General features: G+C 71.6%; 15 protein-coding genes. 9 read left to right on the top strand and 6 right to left on the bottom strand.

Going from position 1 to position 18461, the window contains the following annotated elements:
- Window positions 1-5: 5 nt before the first annotated feature.
- The 3 genes from FCN18_RS08880 to FCN18_RS08870 all read left to right on the top strand — a co-directional run bounded on the left by FCN18_RS08880 (window position 6) and on the right by FCN18_RS08870 (window position 3829).
- On the top strand, window positions 6-416 hold the full coding sequence (locus FCN18_RS08880; protein ID WP_112270436.1) for a VOC family protein: 411 nt from the start codon (window positions 6-8) through the stop codon (window positions 414-416).
- A gap of 71 nt (window positions 417-487) precedes the next feature.
- Complete coding sequence (locus tag FCN18_RS08875) at window positions 488-2902, top strand: ATP-binding cassette domain-containing protein (RefSeq protein ID WP_112270438.1); 2415 nt, start codon at window positions 488-490, stop codon at window positions 2900-2902.
- 159 nt (window positions 2903-3061) lie between these two features.
- Window positions 3062-3829: a putative protein N(5)-glutamine methyltransferase gene (locus FCN18_RS08870; RefSeq protein WP_137094349.1), complete on the top strand. Its 768-nt coding sequence runs from the start codon at window positions 3062-3064 to the stop codon at window positions 3827-3829.
- A 10-nt stretch (window positions 3830-3839) separates the two neighbouring features.
- On the opposite strand, the gene FCN18_RS08865 is transcribed toward FCN18_RS08870, so the two are convergent.
- Window positions 3840-4484, bottom strand: a complete 645-nt coding sequence (locus FCN18_RS08865) for a dihydrofolate reductase family protein (RefSeq protein WP_137094346.1) — start codon at window positions 4482-4484, stop codon at window positions 3840-3842.
- Window positions 4485-4662: 178 nt separating this feature from the next.
- Between FCN18_RS08865 and FCN18_RS08860 the strand changes: the two genes are divergently transcribed.
- The 3 genes from FCN18_RS08860 (at window position 4663) to FCN18_RS08850 (ending at window position 7670) form a co-directional block, all read left to right on the top strand.
- Entirely contained in the window at window positions 4663-5295 is a 633-nt protein-coding gene (locus FCN18_RS08860; protein WP_137094344.1) for an NAD(P)-dependent oxidoreductase, read from the top strand.
- 81 nt (window positions 5296-5376) lie between these two features.
- Window positions 5377-6264, top strand: a complete 888-nt coding sequence (locus FCN18_RS08855; protein ID WP_113641555.1) for an AAA family ATPase — start codon at window positions 5377-5379, stop codon at window positions 6262-6264.
- Window positions 6261-7670 carry a vWA domain-containing protein gene (locus FCN18_RS08850; protein ID WP_137094342.1) on the top strand — a complete coding sequence of 470 codons (1410 nt, stop codon included), beginning with the start codon at window positions 6261-6263 and terminating at the stop codon, window positions 7668-7670. The genes FCN18_RS08855 and FCN18_RS08850 overlap by 4 nt, the downstream gene beginning before the upstream one ends.
- 224 nt (window positions 7671-7894) lie before the next feature.
- Here FCN18_RS08850 and FCN18_RS08845 read toward each other — a convergent pair whose 3' ends face one another.
- The gene (locus FCN18_RS08845) at window positions 7895-8767 is read right to left on the bottom strand and encodes an NAD(P)-dependent oxidoreductase (RefSeq protein WP_112270450.1); all 873 of its coding nucleotides are present in this window, start codon (window positions 8765-8767) and stop codon (window positions 7895-7897) included.
- Complete coding sequence (locus tag FCN18_RS08840) at window positions 8764-9651, bottom strand: NAD(P)-dependent oxidoreductase (RefSeq protein WP_137094340.1); 888 nt, start codon at window positions 9649-9651, stop codon at window positions 8764-8766. The genes FCN18_RS08845 and FCN18_RS08840 overlap by 4 nt, the downstream gene beginning before the upstream one ends.
- Window positions 9652-9739: 88 nt before the next feature.
- On the opposite strand from FCN18_RS08840, the gene FCN18_RS08835 reads away from it, so the two are divergent.
- Together FCN18_RS08835 and FCN18_RS08830 are read left to right on the top strand one after the other, a co-directional pair.
- Window positions 9740-12979 carry an AfsR/SARP family transcriptional regulator gene (locus FCN18_RS08835; protein ID WP_137094338.1) on the top strand — a complete coding sequence of 1080 codons (3240 nt, stop codon included), beginning with the start codon at window positions 9740-9742 and terminating at the stop codon, window positions 12977-12979.
- 103 nt (window positions 12980-13082) lie between these two features.
- Entirely contained in the window at window positions 13083-15398 is a 2316-nt protein-coding gene (locus FCN18_RS08830) for an MFS transporter (protein WP_137094336.1), read from the top strand.
- A 162-nt stretch (window positions 15399-15560) separates the two neighbouring features.
- On the opposite strand, the gene FCN18_RS08825 is transcribed toward FCN18_RS08830, so the two are convergent.
- Genes FCN18_RS08825 through FCN18_RS08815 form a run of 3 tightly spaced genes read right to left on the bottom strand, consistent with a single transcriptional unit; the run spans window position 15561 to window position 17486 of the window.
- On the bottom strand, window positions 15561-16055 hold the full coding sequence (locus FCN18_RS08825) for an SRPBCC family protein (RefSeq protein WP_137094333.1): 495 nt from the start codon (window positions 16053-16055) through the stop codon (window positions 15561-15563).
- Window positions 16042-16371 carry an ArsR/SmtB family transcription factor gene (locus FCN18_RS08820; protein WP_137094331.1) on the bottom strand — a complete coding sequence of 110 codons (330 nt, stop codon included), beginning with the start codon at window positions 16369-16371 and terminating at the stop codon, window positions 16042-16044. The genes FCN18_RS08825 and FCN18_RS08820 overlap by 14 nt, the downstream gene beginning before the upstream one ends.
- Before the next feature lie 50 nt (window positions 16372-16421).
- Window positions 16422-17486, bottom strand: coding sequence for a coiled-coil domain-containing protein (locus FCN18_RS08815; RefSeq protein ID WP_137094329.1), 1065 nt, complete (start codon window positions 17484-17486; stop codon window positions 16422-16424).
- Window positions 17487-17641: 155 nt separating this feature from the next.
- Between FCN18_RS08815 and FCN18_RS08810 the strand changes: the two genes are divergently transcribed.
- On the top strand, window positions 17642-18445 hold the full coding sequence (locus FCN18_RS08810; protein ID WP_137094327.1) for an aminotransferase class IV family protein: 804 nt from the start codon (window positions 17642-17644) through the stop codon (window positions 18443-18445).
- The last annotated feature ends 16 nt before the right edge of the window (window positions 18446-18461 follow it).

Below are 18461 nucleotides of genomic sequence, written 5' to 3'. Positions count from 1 at the left end.
CCGGCATGGACATCACCATTCACTCGAGCTTCCTCCCACACGACGACCCGGACGCCGCGCTGAAGTTCTACCGCGACATCCTCGGCTTCGAGGTCCGCAACGACGTCGGGTACGAGGGCATGCGCTGGATCACCGTCGGCCCACCCGGCCAGCCCGGCACGTCGATCGTCCTGCACCCACCGGGTGTGGACCCCGGCATCACCGACGAGGAGCGCCGCACCATCGCCGAGATGATGGCCAAGGGCACCTACGGAGGCGTCAATCTGGCGACCAAGGATGTCGACGCCACGTTCGACCGGCTGCAGGCCGCCGGCGCCGAGGTGGTCCAGGAGCCGATCGACCAGCCATACGGGGTTCGTGACTGCGCCTTCCGCGACCCCTCCGGCAACATGATCCGCATCCAGCAGCTGCCCTGACGTTCACGTAACAGTCCAGAATCGCAGCTCGACGTACTGCTCGACACCGCTCGACCCCGATGGAGACACCGATGACCAAGGCCACGAGAGCCAAGGCGGCCAGATCGAAGGCACCGAAGGCGCAGCAGGCCGAACCGCACGCCGCCGACAGTCACGAGATGATCCGCGTGCACGGCGCGCGCGAGAACAACCTCAAGGACGTCAACGTCGAGCTGCCGAAGCGCCGGCTGACGGTCTTCACCGGGGTCTCCGGGTCGGGCAAGAGCTCGCTGGTCTTCAGCACGATCGCCGCGGAGTCGCAGCGCCTGATCAACGAGACCTACAGCGCGTTCATCCAGGGCTTCATGCCGACGCTCGCGCGGCCCGAGGTCGACGTCCTGGACGGGCTCACCACGGCGATCATCGTCGACCAGGAGCGGATGGGTGCCGACCCCCGGTCCACGGTCGGCACCGCCACCGACGCCAACGCGATGCTGCGCATCCTCTTCAGCCGGCTGGGGAAGCCGCACATCGGCTCGCCACAGGCGTTCTCCTTCAACGTCGCCTCGATCAGCGGCGCGGGTGCGGTCACCTTCGAGAAGGGTGGCCGCACCACGAAGGAACGGCGCAGCTTCAACATCGTCGGCGGCATGTGCCCGCGCTGCGAGGGCCGGGGTCAGGTCAACGACATCGACCTGACCCAGATCTACGACGAGAACAAGTCGCTCAACGAGGGCGCGGTCACCATTCCCGGCTACAGCATGGAGGGCTGGTACGGCCGCATCTTCCGGGGCAGCGGCTTCTTCGACCCTGACAAGCCGATCAAGAAGTACACCAAGAAACAGCTCAACGACCTGCTCTACAAGGAAGCGACCAAGATCAAGGTTGAGGGCATCAACCTGACCTACATGGGTCTCGTCCCGCAGATCCAGAAGTCGTTCCTTTCCAAGGACGTCGACGCGATGCAACCGCACATCCGCGCGTTCGTGGAGCGCGTGGTGACGTTCCAGACGTGCCCGGAGTGCGATGGCACCAGGCTGTCCGCGGAAGCCCGATCCTCGAAGATCAAGGGGATCAGCATCGCCGACGCCTGCGCCATGCAGATCACCGACCTCGCGGAGTGGGTGAGTGGTCTCGACGAACCGTCCGTCGCGCCACTGCTGGCGGCGCTGCGCCACACGCTCGACTCGTTCGTCGAGATCGGGCTGGGCTACCTCTCGCTCAACCGCCCTTCGGGCACGCTGTCGGGCGGCGAGGCGCAGCGCACGAAGATGATCCGCCACCTCGGGTCGTCGCTGACCGACGTGACCTACGTCTTCGACGAGCCGACGATCGGGCTGCACCCGCACGACATCCGGAGGATGAACAACCTGCTGCTGCAGCTGCGGGACAAGGGCAACACCGTGCTCGTGGTGGAGCACAAGCCGGAGGCGATCGAGATCGCCGACCACGTCGTGGACCTCGGCCCCGGCGCGGGCACCAACGGTGGTCAGGTGGTGTTCGAGGGCACCGTCGAGGGTCTGCGGGCCAGCGACACGCTCACCGGGCGGCACCTGGACGACCGCGCCTCGCTCAAGCCGTCCGTGCGGACGCCGTCGGGGAAGCTCGAGGTGCGCGGGGCGGATACCCACAACCTGCAGAACGTCGACGTGGACATCCCGCTCGGCGTGCTGGTGGTCGTCACCGGCGTCGCGGGCTCGGGCAAGAGCTCGCTGATCCACGGCTCGGTGTCCGGGCGGGATGGTGTGGTATCGGTCGATCAGACCGCCATCCGCGGCTCGCGGCGCAGCAACCCGGCGACGTACACGGGGCTGCTGGAGCCGATCCGCAAGGCGTTCGCCAAGGCCAACGGTGTGAAGCCCGCGCTGTTCAGCGCCAACTCCGAGGGCGCCTGCCCCAACTGCAACGGCGCCGGTGTCGTCTTCACCGACCTGGGGATCATGGCCAGCGTCTCCGCGCCGTGTGAGGTGTGCGAGGGCAAGCGGTTCCAGGCGGAGGTGTTGGAGTACAAGTTCGGTGGCCGCGACATCAGCGAGGTGCTCGGCATGTCGGTCGCCGAGGCCGAGGCGTTCTTCGGCGACGGCGAGGCCAAGACGCCCGCGGCGCACAAGATCCTGACCCACCTGTCCGACGTCGGCCTCGGCTACCTCACGCTGGGCCAACCGCTCACCACGCTGTCCGGCGGTGAGCGCCAGCGGATCAAGCTTGCGACTCGCATGGGCGAGAAGGGCGGCGTGTACGTGCTGGACGAGCCGACGAGCGGCCTGCACCTGGCCGATGTCGAGCAGCTGCTGGGCCTGCTGGACCGGCTCGTGGACTCGGGCAAGTCGGTGATCGTGATCGAGCATCACCAGGCCGTGATGGCACACGCGGACTGGATCATCGATCTGGGTCCGGGCGCGGGTCACGACGGCGGGCGGATCGTCTTCGAAGGCACGCCTGCCGACCTCGTCGCCAAGCGTTCGACGCTCACCGGCGAACACCTCGCGGACTACGTGGGCGCCTGACTGATCGCCCCCCAAGGCCACCTTTGTTGCGTTGAACGCAACAAAGGTGGCCTTGGGGGCCTCTCTCCCACCCACTCATAGAACGCCGATAAGCTACATTATGTTAAGTAGCTGAGTTGAGGGCTGCCCCGCTCCGCGCTCCGGTAGCGTTTCCAGGTAGTGAAGCTTCCCGCAGTCGTTGCCGCTCTCCGCGCCGCCGGATGTGTGTTCGCAGAGGACGAGGCCGAACTGCTCACGGCGGCCGCGCGGACGCCCGCGGAGCTCGCCGCGCTGGTTCGCAGGCGCAGTCATGGCGAACCGCTGGAGATCCTCGTCGGCTGGGCCGAGTTCTGCGGTCTGCGCATCGCGCTCGAGCCCGGCGTGTTCGTGCCCCGCAGGCGCACCGAGTTCCTCGCCAGGCAGGCCGCCGCCCACGCTCGCCCCGGCTCGGTCGTCGTCGACCTCTGCTGTGGTTCCGGCGCGGTCGGTGCTGCCATCGCCGCGGCTGCCGGGCCGATCTCGCTCACGGCCGCCGACGTCGACCCGGTCGCGGTCCGCTGTGCGCGTCGCAACGTTCCCGCAGGCGCACAGGTGCACGAGGGCGACCTCTACGAGGCATTGCCCACTCCCCTGCGCCGCAGTGTGGACGTCCTCGTCGCCAACGTCCCGTACGTGCCGACCGCGGCGGTGGCCCTGCTGCCACCCGAGGCGAGGTTGCACGAGCCGAGGGGCGCGCTCGACGGCGGCACCGACGGCCTCGATGTCCTGCGCCGAGTCACCGCAGGTGCTCCCCCGTGGCTGACACCCGGTGGTCACCTGCTGATCGAGACGAGTGTGCGGCAGGCGCCCGCGGCCGTCGAGGCGTTCGCGGCCGCGGGCCTGGCCCCGCGAGTGGTCACCTCCGACGGCACCGCCGTCGTGCTCGGCAGATGCGGCCGGCCGGGCTGAGGCCGTTGCGTCACCTTCGCCAGAACAGGTGGTGGATCACGCCGCTCGGGCTGGGCACGACCTCGAGGTGGAACCGGTCAAGCAGCTCATCGGGTGACTCCCAGAGCCGGACTCCGGATCCGAGCTCCACCTGCGAGACCGCCACGTGCATGGTGTCGACGAGGTCTGCGTCGAGAAACCGCCGGATGGTGGTGGGCCCGCCGCCGAGCCGGACGTCCTTGCCCCCCGCCGCCTTCCGTGCCAGATCGAGGACCGTGGCCGGATCGCCGTCGACGAAGTGGAATGTCGTGTCGGAGAGGGTGAACGAAGGACGCGTGTGGTGGGTCAGCACGAACACGGGGGTCCGGAACGGGGGCTCGTTGCCCCACCAGCCGCGCCATTCGTGATCGCGCCAGGGGCCGCGTTGCGGGCCGAACTTGTTGCGGCCCATGATCTCGGCGCCGATGTTGCGGGCGAAGTCTCGCGTGAAGTAGTCGTCGAGGCCGCGGCTGCCGCCGGGATCGGCGCGCATGGGCCAACTCGCCGTGGCACCGGCCCAGGCGAACATGTCGCCAGGGTCGGCGTGGCCGAACGGCTGCTCGAGGCTCTGGTGTTCACCGGCGCCGTATCCGTCCCGCGAGACGTTGAAGTTCTGGACTCTCAGCAGTTGATTCACGTGGCTCCTCCTGTGCTGTGTGCTGATGGGGAGACTTCGCGGGCCGGACAGACTCATCGGCAGAACTGACCGGTCAGCGAGACGCCGCTCACGCCAAGAGGGGCCGCGCCAGCCCTGCCCTGGCCGCGCGAACGGGCGCTACTCTGGTGAGTAAATACTCACCCACCTAGGAGCGGCGATGAAGCTGACGATCTTCGGCGCGACCGGCGGCACGGGAAAGCAGCTCGTGCGGCAGGCGCTCGACGCGGGCCACGCGGTCACGGCAGTGGTTCGCGATCCGGCCCGGCTGCCGATCAGCCACGCCTCACTGGAGGTCGTGACCGCGGACGTGACCGACGCCGGCGCGCTGCGGCCGCTGGTGGAGGGCCGCGACGCGGTGCTGTCCTCGCTCGGCGCCGGCAGTCGCAGCGGCGCCGGGATCGCCACGGCGGGGACCACCGCGATCCTCACCGCGATGGCGGAGTCGGGCGTCCGGCGGTTCGTGGCCGTGAGCGCGATGCCGGTGGGGCCCGTTCCACCCGGAGAAAGCCTCTTCTTCCGCGGTGTCCGGCGCGTGCTGCTGACGGCGCTGAAGGACGTCTACGCGGACCTCGCCCGCATGGAGGCCGAGATCGCCCGCAGCGACACCGACTGGACCGTGTTGTGGCCGCCGCAGCTCACCGACGGCCCCCTCACCGGCGCCTACGCTCGCGAGATCGGCGCCAACGTGGCGAAGAGGCACAAGATCTCGCGCGCCGACCTCGCCCACGCCATGCTGGCCGCCCTCGACGATCCGGCCACCGTCCGCAGGCCGGTCGGCGTCGGCAGCTGACGTGACTTGGGACACCAACAGGGCGCGGCGATCTCTTGGCGTGACGACAATGAGCGGATCCACTCGTCCCCGGGAGGACTCGTGCAAGATCCGTTGTTCGCCTCGGTCGACGAGGTCGTCGAGCGCCTGGCCGGGGCCGGCTACCTGGCTTCGACGGCTGTGGCCACCACCGTGTTCCTGGCCGACCGGCTCGGCAAGCCCCTGCTGGTCGAGGGGCCCGCGGGTGTCGGCAAGACCGAGCTGGCCCGCGCGCTCGCCACTGCCACGGGCAGCGAGCTGGTCCGGCTCCAGTGCTACGAGGGCATCGACGAGTCGAGGGCGCTGTACGAGTGGAACCACGCCAAGCAGCTGCTGCGCATCACCGCGGCGCGGGACGAAGGCTGGCAGGAGACCCGCGACCACGTGTTCAGCGAGGAGTTCCTCCTCCCCCGGCCCCTGCTCACGGCGATCCGCAACCCAGATCCGACGGTGCTGCTGATCGACGAGACCGACAAGGCCGACGTCGAGATGGAAGGCTTGCTGCTGGAGGTGCTCGGCGACTTCCAGGTCACGGTGCCGGAGCTGGGCACGATCACCGCGGCGCGCAGGCCGTTCGTGCTGCTGACGTCCAACGCCACCCGCGAGCTTTCGGAGGCGCTCAAGCGGCGCTGCCTGTTCCTGCACCTGGACTTCCCCACGCCAGAGCTCGAGCGGGACATCGTGACCATGCAGGTGCCCGGTCTCGACGCGACGCTCGCCGAGTCGCTCGTACGCGTCGTGGGCGCGTTGCGGGACATGGACCTGCGTAAGGCGCCGTCGATAGCGGAGTCCGTGGACTGGGCCCGGACGCTGCTCGCGCTCGGCGCCGACAGCCTTGACGAGCAGATCGTCGAGAGCAGCCTCGGCGTGATCCTCAAGTACCAGTCCGACCATCGCAAGGCGGCCGCCGAGCTGCGGCTCGACCAGTTGCTGGACCCGGCCTCGCCATGACCACCGAGGTGCTGCCGGCGCGGCTGGTCGACTTCGTCGGTGCGCTGCGCGAGCGTGGGGTCGAGGTGGGGCCCGGTGAGACCGTCGACGCGGCGGCCGCGGTGGGCGTGCTCGGGCTCGCCGACCGGGCGCGGCTGCGGGAGGCGCTTGCCTCGACGGTGCTGCGGCGGTCCGGGCAGCGGGGCGTGTTCGACGCGGTGTTCGACCTCTACTTCCCCATGGCCGTCGGGTCCGCGGAGTCGGCCGCCGACCGACCGTCCGATGTGTACGAGCTGCGGGACGCGCTCGTCGCCGCGCTCGCGGAGGGAGACGAGGCGCGGCTGCGGGCGCTCGCGGCGGCCGGGGTGGAGGCCTTCGGACAGTACGGCGACGTGGGCAGCGGCGGTGAGGGAGCCAACGGCACCGGCTCGAAGCGGCTCAGCGGCTGGTCGGCCTACCAGACGCTCGGCGAGGTGCGACCGGAGGCGCTGCTCAGCCGGGTACTGGCGGCGATGCGGGCGGCCCGGCCCGGCGACGGAGACGCAGGGCTCGGTGCGGCGCTCGCCGAGCGCGAGGCCCGCTCGCGTCTCACGGCGTTCCGTGAGCACGTACAGGCGGAGGCTCGCCGCCGGACGGCCGAGCTGCGCGGCCGGGAGCGCATCGCGCGGCACGCCGTGGCGTCGCAGACCGATCTGGTGACGTTCACGAGCGCGACCAAGGAGCAGCTCGCGGCGATGCGGCGCACGATCCAGCCGTTGTCGCGCAAGCTCGCGACGCGGCTCGCGGCACGCAGGCGGCGGGCCCGCCGAGGGCAGATCGACCTGCGCCGGACGCTACGGCGGTCGCTGGCGACGGGCGGGGTGCCGATGCGGCCGGTGCTGCGCGAGCGGCGGCCCGGCAGGCCCGAGCTGGTGGTGCTCTGCGACATGTCCGGGTCGGTGGCCGGGTTCGCGCAGTTCACGCTCTTGCTCACGCAGGCACTGGCCGACCAGTTCAGCAAGATCCGCAGCTTCGCGTTCGTGGGCCTCACCGACGAGATCACCGATCTGGTGAGCGCGGGCCGCGACGAGCCGGAGGGGCTGGCCACGCGGATCCTGTCGCAGGCCAGGGTCACCAGGTGGGGCATGAGCAGCGACTACGGCGAGTCGCTCGGCAGCTTCGTCGAAAGGTTCGCCGACGCGCTCGGCCCGCGCACGAGCGTGCTGATCCTCGGTGACGGCCGCACCAACTACGGCGATCCCAACCTCGGCGCGCTGCGCCTGATCGTCGAGCGCGCGCGGCACGTGTACTGGCTCAACCCCGAGGGCGAGACGTTCTGGGGCACCGGGGACTCGGCCGCGCTGCGCTACGCGAAGGTGGTGCCGATGTACGAGTGCCGCAACATCCGCCAGCTGTCGCGGCTGGTGACGGAGCTGCTGCCCGGGTGAGCGCCCAGCCCCCGGTGCGCTCGCAGGCGAGGTGACCGCGGCGAGCTCGCGTGGTGTGCCGAACGCGAGCGCGCCGCGGTCATGGCCAGGATCTTCAACTGGCACGCCGCCCTCCACCAAAACAAGTGGCAGGCCCTCTCCACGCGGCCAAGAAGACCACGTCGCGCAGCGGACCTGCTCAGCGCGGAGGTGTTCCAGCGCGAGCCGGGCGGTCCCGCACGTGTTCAGCCCCGTGCCCTGACGACCTCCCACAGGCTCGTCCAGTTGTCGTTGCCGTGCCCGGCGGCGATGGCACGGTCGTAGTGCGACCTGATCGCCTCCGGCAGCGCGACGTCGACGCCGGCCTCCTTGCTCGCCGCGACGATGTGGTCGGCGGTCGCGCCCATCATGGTCGCCGTGCTGAGGTGACCCGGGTAGCTGCGCTTCTCCAGCTCCTCCACGGTCTCGGCCAGGAACGGGGAGATCGTGTCGAAGTTGTCCACCGCATAGCGCAGGAACTCCCGCGGTGGCACGCCTTCCGCCTCCATCAGCGCGGCGGCCTGCAGGTACGCCGACAGCGACGTGAGGAAGATCGTCAGCTGTGCCTGGTAGTAGAGCTGCGCGAGGATCGGGTCCTCGCCGAGGTAGTCGGGCCTGCCCAGCAGCCGCAGCACCGGCTCGTGGGTGGTGAAGACCTCTTTCGGGCCGCTGTAGAACACGTAGGCGTTCTCGGTGCCCACCAGCGGCGCGGGCACCATCACGCCACCGGCGATCAGGGCGGCGCCGTGCCCGGCCAGCCACGCCGATGCCTCCCGCGTTCTGGCCGGAGTGTCGGAGCTGAGGTTCACCACCACTCGCCCGGCGAGCGCGTCGGTCGCGGAGCCGAGGATGTCGTACATGGCCCGGTAGTCGGTCAGGCTCAGCACCACCAGTTCGCTCGCCGCGAGCGCCGCTGCCGGGCTGTCCGCGCGGACCGCTCCGGCGGCGACCACGTCGTCGGCCCGGTTCGCCGTGCGGTTCCAGACCGTCACGGAGTGGCCGTGCCGGAGGAAGGTGTGGACCATCGCCTGGCCCATCGGTCCCAGGCCGATCAGGGTCACGTCGGTTGTCGTGGTCATGCGGGGTTTCCTTTCCTGAGCAGTTCGATGACTCCGGTGATGTCCTCGCGCGCGTGGCCGGCCTCGGCGCGCCGCCGCAGGAGCGAGCCGAACGGGGCGAGCAGTTCGGGGCTGAGGCCCTGTTCCTCGGCGGTGCGGATCAGGTTGGCGAAGCCCGCCGCCTGCATGCCGAGGTTGGACACGACGCCGGTGGTGTAGTCGCCACTGTCGATCTGCCCTGCCGCGGCGTGCGCCCAGCCCCCCATCGCGCTCAGCCAGCGCGTGAGCAGTGGGGCGAACTCCGCTGCGGGCGTGCCCTCCGCGCGGACGACGGCGAACGCGTGGACGATCCCGGCGAACATGCCGTACATGCCGCTGAGCAGGGCGATGTCGTGCAGCGCGGCCAGTCCCGCCGCCTCACCGAGGTAGTGCGACTCGCCGAGAACGGCGAGTGTGCCGCGGTGGGTGTCGAACGCCGCCCTGGATCCGCTGTAGAGCAGGAACGCTTCCGGGGTGGCGATCTGCGGTGGGACGGCCATGATGCCGCCGTCGAGGTAGTCGGCGCCGTGGCAGGCTGCCCACTCGGCGAACCTCCGCGCCTGCGCCGGGGTTCCGTTGGTGAGGTTGGCGAGCACGCGGCCGCGTAGCGCGTCACCGTGTTCGTCGAGAACCTCGTGTACGGAGGCGTAGTCGAGCAGGCAGGTGAGCACGAGCGAGCTGGCCGCGATCGCCTCGCCGGGGGTCGCCGCACGGGCCGCGCCGCGCTCCACGAGCGGGTCCGCCCTTGTCGCGGTTCGGTTCCACACCGTCACCGGGTGGCCCTCCGCCAGCAGCGCCTCGGCGAGCGCCGTGCCCATCGCGCCGAGCCCGAGCACGGTCACCGCCGGTCTGTCGGTTTCGGTCATGCTCCGACGGTGCCGGTCCCCGCGCACGATCGGCTGCGGGTTCGCGCACGGCCCGGTTTCGTCGGTGGCCTTGGCTAGTGTCGGTTTCGTGCGATTCGGCGTGCTGGGGCCGCTTGCGGTCTGGACCGACGACGGCACGGCCGTCCGCGTGCCCGAGGTGAAGGTCAGGGCGCTGCTGGCGAACCTGCTCGTGCACGAGGGGCGGCCCGTCTCGGTCGACCGGCTGGCCAACGACCTCTGGGGCGATCGGCTTCCCGGCAATCCGGGCAACACACTGCAGACCAAGGTGTCGCAGCTGCGCCGCGCACTGGAGGCGGCGGAGCCGGGCGCGAAGGCGCTGGTGGTCCGCCACGACGCCGGATATCGGCTCCGGCTCGACGGCGACCTGCTGGACGTTCAGCGGTTCCGCGCGCTGACCGGGCAGGCACGCCGGAGCGCCGACCCCAAGCAGAAGGCGTCCCTGCTCGCCGACGCGCTCGCGCTGTGGCGGGGTCCCGCGCTCGCCGAGTTCGCCGACGAGCCGTTCGCGGCTCCGGTGATCCAGCGCCTCGAACAGGAGCGGCTGGCGGCGCTGGAGGACCACGCCGACGCGCGGCTGGCCCTCGGCGAGCACGCGGCGCTGGCGGGCGAGCTGGGCGACGTGGTCGCGAGGCACCCGCTGCGCGAGCGGCTCAGGGCGCTGCACCTGCGTGCGCTCTACGGCGCTGGGCGGCAGAGCGAGGCACTGGAGAGCTACGCGGAGCTGCGGCGGCGCCTTGCCGGGGAGCTGGGCCTGGAACCGGGCCCCGAGCTGGTCGCGTTGCACCAGGCGATCCTGAATCAGGACCCCACGCTGCACCTCCCGCCGCCCGCCGTGCCGAGGGCCGCGTTGCCGGTGCCGCTGACCGAGCTGCTGGGCCGGGAGAACGCGGTACGTGACGTGCGGGCGGCGCTGGGCTCCGCGCGCCTGGTCACCCTCACCGGACCCGGCGGGGTCGGCAAGACCCGGCTCGCCCTCGAGACGGCCACCAGGATCGCGGAGTCCACTTCGGACGACGTCAGGTTCGTCGAGCTGGCCGGTCTGGACCGCCACCCCTGCCAGGGCGCGGGTGGCGGCGAGTGGGTGCCCGAGGCGGTCGCGGCGGTGCTCGGCGTCCGGCAGGACTCCGGCCCGGGCCCCGACCTCACCGGGAGGATCGCCGACGCGGTGCGGGACCGGGACGTCCTGCTCGTGCTCGACAACTGCGAGCTGCTCGTCGAGCCCGTCGCGGAGCTGGCGGCGCGCCTGCTGCGGGCCGCGCCCCGGCTGCGGATCCTCGCGACCAGCCAGCAGGCGCTCGGGGTGGGCGGTGAGGTGCTGTGGGCGGTTCCGCCACTCGGCATCCCCGCGAAGGGGCACCTCGACCCGGCTCGTCCTGCCGAGGAGGTGCTCCCGTCGGTGCGCGAGTTCAGCGCCGTGCGGCTGTTCGTCGACCGGGCCGCGGCCGGAGCACCCGGGTTCGCGCTCACCCCGGCGAACGTGCACGCGGTCGCCACCATCTGCCGCAGGCTCGACGGCCTGCCGCTCGCGCTGGAACTGGCCGCCACGCGCGTGCGCGCGCTTGGCGTGGACGAGCTGCTGGCAAGGCTCGACGACCGGTTCCGGCTCCTGTCCGGCGGCCCTCGCGACGCACCGGCCAGGCAGCGAACGCTGCGCGCGATGATCGACTGGAGCTGGGAGCTGCTCACCGAGCCGGAGCGGGTGGTGTTGCGCAGGCTCGCGGTGCACGCCGAAAGCTGCGGGCTCGACGCGGCCGAGGCGGTGTGCGCGGGCGACGGGGTGGAGCCGGGTTCGGTGCTCGACCTGCTGGCGAAGCTCGTCGAGAAGTCACTGGTGGTCGCCGAACAGGGCGTGGTGGGCCCCCGCTACCGGCTGCTCGAATCGGTGCTGGCGTACTGCCTCGACCGGCTGGACGACGCGGGCGAGGCTGACCGGGTACGGCTGCGGCACGCGCGGTTCCACGCCGCGCTGGCCGCGCGCGCCGATCCCCTGCTGCGGGGTCGTGACCAGCAGCGGTGGCTGCACCGGCTAGACGCCGAGTCGGCCAACCTCCGGGCCGCGCTCGACACGTTCGTCCGGCTCGGCGAGGCCGAGGCCGCGCTGCGGCTGGTGAACGCGATGACGTGGTACTGGTTCCTGCGCGGACGCATCGGCGAGGCGCGGCGGTCGCTGCGCATGACGCTGGCCCTGGCGGGCGGGGCCGATCACTCGTCGCGCGGCGGCGCGGCGGCCTGGGCGGCGGGACTGGCTGTGCTCGCGGGTGAGCGTGCGGACCAGGCGGCGTTCGCGGCGGCCGAGGCGATTCCCGACGCCGCGGTGCGGGCGCGGGCGCTCTGGTTCCTCGGCTATGTGCTGGGCACGGTGGGCGATCTGCACGCGGGCAGGCGTGGCAACCGAGCCGCTCTCGCGGGGTTTCGCGCGCTCGGGGACCGCTGGGGCACGGCGGCGGCGCTGGCCGACAGCGCGGGGCACCTGCTCTCGCTCGGCCACCTGGACGAGTCGGAGCGGGCTGCCCAGGAGTCCGCGGAGCTGTTCGGTGAGCTGGGCGAGCGCTGGGGCCGGTTGCAGGCGTCGTTCGCGCTCGGCGCGCTTGCGCAGATCCGCGGCGACTACGACGCGGCGCGGAGCCGGTTCCGCGAGAGCCTGCGCGACGCCGAGGAGCTCGGGCTGTGGCCCGAGTTGTCGTACCAGCTGTCGTGGCTGGGCCGGACGGCGCTGCTGACCGGGGACCTGCGGGAGGCCCGTGAGCTGCACGAGCGGGCAATGCGGCTGGCGGCGGAGCAGGGCTTCGCGCCGGGCGAGATGTACGCCAGGACCGGGCTCGCCCTCGGCGCCAGGAAGGCGGGCGATCTCGACGAGGCCGACCGGCACCTGCACGTCCTGCTGGACTGGCACCGGCTGGTGGAGTTCGAGCCCGGCAGCACGCTCGTGCTCGCGGAGCTGGGTTTCGTCGCCGAGCAGCGCGGTGACGTCGCGCTGGCCGGGTCGCGACACCGGGCCGCGCTGACGGTGGCCCGGCGGGTGGGCGATCCCCGAGCCATCGCGCTGGCGCTGGAGGGGCTGGCCGGCGCCGCCGTCCTCGGCGGGGAGCCCGCGCGCGCGGCGTCGCTGCTCGGCATGGCCGAGGCCGCGCGCACCTCGGTGGGCGCACCCCTGCCCGTTGCGGAGCGTCACGACGTCGACCGGATCACGGCCTCGGCCACCGCCGCGCTCGGCGCGGAAGGGTTCGCCCGCAAGCACCGGCAGGGCGCTGAGCTGGGCTTGAGCGGAGTGGACGAGGTGCTGGACAGCGACGGGCCGAATATGTAGTTGCAGCACACAAGTTTTCTGAGTTACCCTCGAGAGAACCCCGAAGTCTCTCGACAAGGAGCTCACTACGTCCGCGCCCGCACACGCCCCGGCCACCGAGCCGATGACACACCGGCAGATCCTGGAAGCCTTCACCGGTCTGCTGCTCGCCCTGCTGGTGGCGATCCTCTCCTCCACGATCGTCTCCAACGCGCTGCCGACGATCCTCGCCGATCTCGACGGCACCCAGAACCAGTACACGTGGGTCGTCACCGCGATGCTGCTGACCTCCACGGCCACCACGCCGATCTGGGGCAAGCTCTCCGACCTGTTCAGCAAGAAGCTGCTGTACCAGCTCGCCATCGTGATCTTCACCGTCGGTTCCGTGCTCGGCGGGTTCGCGCAGTCGATGCCCGAGCTGATCGCCTACCGCGCGCTGCAGGGCGTCGGCATGGGTGGCTTGCAGGCGCTCATCCAGGCCGTCATGGCCGCGATGATCGCGCCCCGTGACCGCGGCAAGTACTCCGGCTACATCGGCGGGGTGTTCGCGGTCGCCACCGTGTCGGGCCCACTGCTCGGCGGCGTGATCGTCGACTCTGCGCTCGGCTGGCGCTGGTGCTTCTGGGTGTGCGTGCCGATCGCGATCCTCGCGTTCATCGTCCTGGGCAGGACACTGCACCTGCCCGTCATCAAGCGCGACGTCAAGATCGACTGGCTGGGCGCGACCCTGATCGTCGGTGGCGTGGCACTGCTGCTGATCTGGGTGTCACTGGCGGGCAAGAACTTCGCGTGGTGGTCGCCGGAGACGCTGTGGTTCATCGGCGGCGCGGCGGTGGCGCTGGCGCTGGCCCTCGTCGTCGAGACGAAGGTCCGCGAGCCGGTGGTGCCCCTGCGGCTGTTCCGCGACAGCACCTTCTCGCTGTCGGTGCTGGGCACGCTCGCCGTGGGCACAGCGATGTTCGGCGGTGCGGTCTTCCTCGCGCAGTACTACCAGATCGCCCGCGGCTACTCCCCCACACACGCCGGCCTCATGACGTTGCCGATGGTGCTCGGGCTGTTCCTCTCCTCGACGATCAGCGGCCAGATCGTGTCCCGCATCGGACGGACCAAGCCGTTCCTGATCGGCGGCTCGGTGCTGCTCGTGACCGCCCTGTTCCTGCTGAGCACCATCGACCACACCACCAACCTCACCCTCATGGGCTGCTACCTCGCGCTGATGGGCATCGGCGTGGGCGCGCTCATGCAGAACCTCGTGCTCGTCGCGCAGAACACCGTGGGCATGCGCGACATGGGCTCCTCGACAGCGGTCGTGACGTTCTTCCGGACGCTGGGCGGCTCGGCCGGCGTGTCGGCGCTCGGAGCGGTGCTCGCCAACGAGGTCAGCGGCGGTAACGGCGGGGCAGGCGGAGGTTCGCTCGACCTCGCTTCCCTGCCTCCCGCGGCCAGGGAAGCGCTCCGTGCGGCCTACGGCGACGGCACCGGCACGATCTTCCTCATCTCCGCGATCGTCGCCGTGGTGACGCTGCTCGCGGTGCTGTTCCTCAAGGAGACCCCGCTGCGCAGCACCCTCGACACCGGCGCGGAACCCTCGCCGGAAGCGGAACCGGAAGCAGGGCGCGAACCTGCGCCGAGGTCCACCGTGCTCGCCGAGCGCGCGCCGCTCGCCATGTACGGCGTGGTTACCGCGGGCGGCGAGCCCGTCGACGGCGTGTCGCTCACGCTGACCGACGGCAGCGGCGCCCAGGTCGACCTCCAGCGCAGCGACCCCACCGGCAGCTACCTGGTCACCGCGCCAGCGCCGGGCCGCTACGTCCTCATCGCCGCCGCCGAGCACCTCCAGCCCGTGGCCCACACCGTCGAGCTGACCGGATCACCGGCGCGCCGGGACCTCGCCCTGTCCGGGGCCGGTGCCGTGAGCGGCCGGATCCGCGGTGCGGGTCACCGCGCGGTCGGAGGGGCGACCGTCGTGCTCACCGACGCACGCGGCGACGTTCTCAGCTCCGGGCTCAGCGGCGGCGACGGCTGGTACCAGTTCCCGGACGTCATCGGCGGCAGCTACACCCTCGCCGTCACCGCGCGGGGCTACCGGCCGCAGGCCGTGCCGGTCTCCCTCGTCGACGGCGATCAGCTCTCCCGTGACGTCGAGCTGGCCCCGGCGGGCCAGGTGCTCGGCACGGTCCGCTCCGGCCTGAGCGGGCAGGCCGTGGCCGAGGCGCAGGTGACCCTGCTCGACGTGGACGGCCAGGTGGTGGGCGTGACGCTCACCGACGCCGAGGGCGGCTACCGATTCGGTGACCTCGACGTCGGCGCGTACACGATCATCGCCACCGGCTACGCCCCCGCCACGGCGCAGCTGACCGTCGCGGGCGAGGGCAGTGAGCGGCAGGACGTCGAACTCGGCTACACCATCGACTTCGACCGCCACGACACCGGACGCTAGTGCCCTCCGCCGGGAGTCTGTTGCTTGAGTCGGTGGATCCGGGTTTCCGCTGGCAAGGCGCCGGTTCGTCCTCGTACTGGGCTGTACTTGGGCGGACCGGCAACGCCCCCCGCCGGAAGTTCGCCACATAATTCGGCGGCCCAGCTTCCCGCCGGCTGCGTTCTAGGCGTAGAGCGACGCGAGGTGGTCGTAGTCGGGCTCGGCCGGCTCGCCACCGCCCAGGTGCGCGTCGAGGGCATCGAGCATGACGTGCCAGCCGAGGCAGTAGTGGACGGCGGGCTCGGGCCGGACCGGGCGGTGCAACAGCACGAGCACCGTGGCGTCGTCCTCGGCTCGCAGCTCCCACCGCACGACCGAGTCCTCCTCGCCCGGCCACGACCACGAGTGCTCCAGCACCGACGGCGGCTCCACCGCCCGCACCGTGCCCTCCGCGCGGCCCTCCTCGCCGAAGTCGTACACCGCGACGCCGCCCACCCGCGCGTCGATGGTCACGCCCGGCAGCCAGCGCCCCTGCTCGTCCGGGTCGACGAGGGCCTGCCACACCCGCTCGGGCGAGTGCCGCAGCCGCCGTTCGAACCGGATCTGCCAGGCGCCGTCCGGCCCGAGACCGATGGTGCCTTTCAGGTCGTCGAGCGGGGCTCTGTCAACGGGACGCATTCGGTACCTCCGGGTTCGCGTCGAGATGGTCTTCCAGTGCGTCGAGCCGGCCAGCCCAGTACCCGCGCATGCGGTCGACCCAGCCCGCGACCTCCGTCAGCGGGCCCGGGTCGAGCCGGTAGATCCGGCGCTGGGCGTCCTGCCTGCAGGTGACCAGGCCCGCTTCCTTGAGCACGCGGAGATGCCGCGACACGGCAGGCCTGCTCACGTCGAACTCGGCGGCCAGCTCCCCCGCCGTGCGCTCGCGCGCCGCGACGAGCTCCAACACCCGCCGACGATGCGGATCCGCCAGTACCGCGAAAACGTCCGTGGTCACGACGCCTATGTAACCATAGGTTTACGTAACCTGCAACTGACACAAGCTCGTCACGTCTCCGGCGGCCCGTCCTCCGCAGGCGCGGGATCGGCCCGCTCCGCGAGCAGCCGGTCGACCCTGGCGTGGGCCTGGGCGAGCTGCTCCCCCAGCTCGGCCAGCCGCGCCTCGTGGGCGGCGAGCGACCGCTCGGCCGTCTGCGCACTGGCCTCCGCCAGCCGCGTGGCGGTGCGTTGCTCGGCGAGCTCGCCACGGACGTGGTCGAGCTGCTCGCGCTGGGCCGCGTTCTCCTGCCGCGACTCGGCGAGATCCCGCCGGGCGTGCTCGAGCGATGCCTCGGCGGCCGTGAGCCGGGCGGTCGCGGCCTCCAGCCGTTCGCTGGCCAGGGTGTGGGCGCTGGTCAGGTCGCGCAGCTCAGCACGCGCCACCTCCAGCTGGTCGGCGAGCGCGGCCCGGTCGTCGCGCGCCTCGTCGAGCTGCTGCCGAGTGGCCCGGAGCTGGTGAGCCAGCTCGTCACGGGCCTGCGCGCTCGCCGTGGCGGCCGACTCGGCCGCACCCCGCGCGCGTTCGTGCTGCGCGATACGCGCCCACGCGTCGCGCTGGACCTGCTCGGCCTCGGCCGCCGCCCGCTGTGCCGCCTTCTCCGCCTCCGCTCGCGCGGCCCTGTCGTCCCTGGCCTGGGCCAGTGCCCGGTCTCTCGCCCGTTCCGCCTGTTCGGCGCGACGCAGAGCGTCCTCAGCCTGGGTCCGTGCCGCCACCGCCTGCTCCTCGGCCTGCCGCACCTGGGCGATCGCACCCTGCTCGGCGGCCTCCAGCCGGGCCGTCATGTCCCGGAGAGCGTCGAATACGGGTCCCGTAGCGGGTCCAAACACCTCGGCGGCCCTCCGCAGCTCCACCAGCGGGTCCACCACTGCGGCCGTCTGGGCCGCCCTGCGCTGCCGCGACGCCGCGTCGGCATGGGCCTTGCAGCAGTACGACGACGGCCGCCCACCCTTGCGCCGCCCGTTCTCGTCCACCGACGGAGGCGGCAGCGGGTTGTCGCAGCCTTCCAGCGCGCACACCGGCTCCGGTTGCGCGTCTTCCTCGGTCTCCTCGGCGGTCACCAGCCCGTTCTCCACGTCAAATAGTTTCGCGGACGCGATACTCAAACCTGTAACGCGACACGCGAATCAGCGAAACTGATCTAAAGCATGGCTCCGTGATAATGCCCCTTATCACGGAGCCAGCCGCAGAACTTGACCTTCACACCGGTGTGAGCGCTTAGCGTGCGGCCATGACCTCGTTCGTCGCCCACCGCAACGGCCGGACCGCGACCGCCTCGGACCTGACCCCGCTGGCCTTCGCCGGCTACGCCCACTTCACCGCCCTTCAGGTGCGCGGAGGCCGGGTCCGCGGCCTCGACCTCCACCTGTCGCGACTGCGCCGCGCGTCGATCCGGCTTTTCGGGCAGGCGCTGCCCGACGACATCGTGCGGTCCCGGCTGCGATCGGCCGTGGAGAACGGTCCCGCCGACGCGTCGGCGACGGCCACGGTGTTCTCGCCGGAGGGCGAGTTCACCCTTGGCGACCCGGATGTCGCCCCCGAACTGCTGGTGCGCACAGGCCCACCCGCCTCAGGGCCGGCCGGGCCGCTGGCGCTGCTGACCGTCGAACACGAACGGGTGCTGCCCGGGATCAAGCACGTCGGCGAGGTGGCCAAGACGTACTTCCTCCGCCAGGCCGTCGCGGAGGGCTTCGACGACGCCGCGTTCGTCGATCGCCGGGGACGGCTGAGCGAGGCCACGATCTGGAACCTCGCCTTCTGGGACGGCGACGCCGTGGTGTGGCCGGAGGCGGACGTACTCGGCGGCACCACGATGGGCATCGTCCGCAGGCAGCTCGACCGGCTGGGCGTGCCGCAGCGAACGGCGGCCGTCACGCCCGCGGACGTTCGCGCACTGGAGGGAGCCGTGGTGATGAACTCCTGGACGCCCGGGGTCGCCGTGAACCGGATCGGACCCGTGGCGCTGCCCGAGGCTCCGCGGTTGCTGGAGCTGCTCCACCAGGCGTACGCCGCGGAGCCGCTGACCGGCCTGTGAGACGGTCCCCGGCTCG

Origin of the sequence: Prauserella endophytica, from assembly GCF_005146945.1 — a bacterium.
Classification (GTDB): Bacteria; Actinomycetota; Actinomycetes; order Mycobacteriales; family Pseudonocardiaceae; genus Prauserella_A; species Prauserella_A endophytica.
This window is presented reverse-complemented; position numbering and strand designations above follow the sequence as displayed.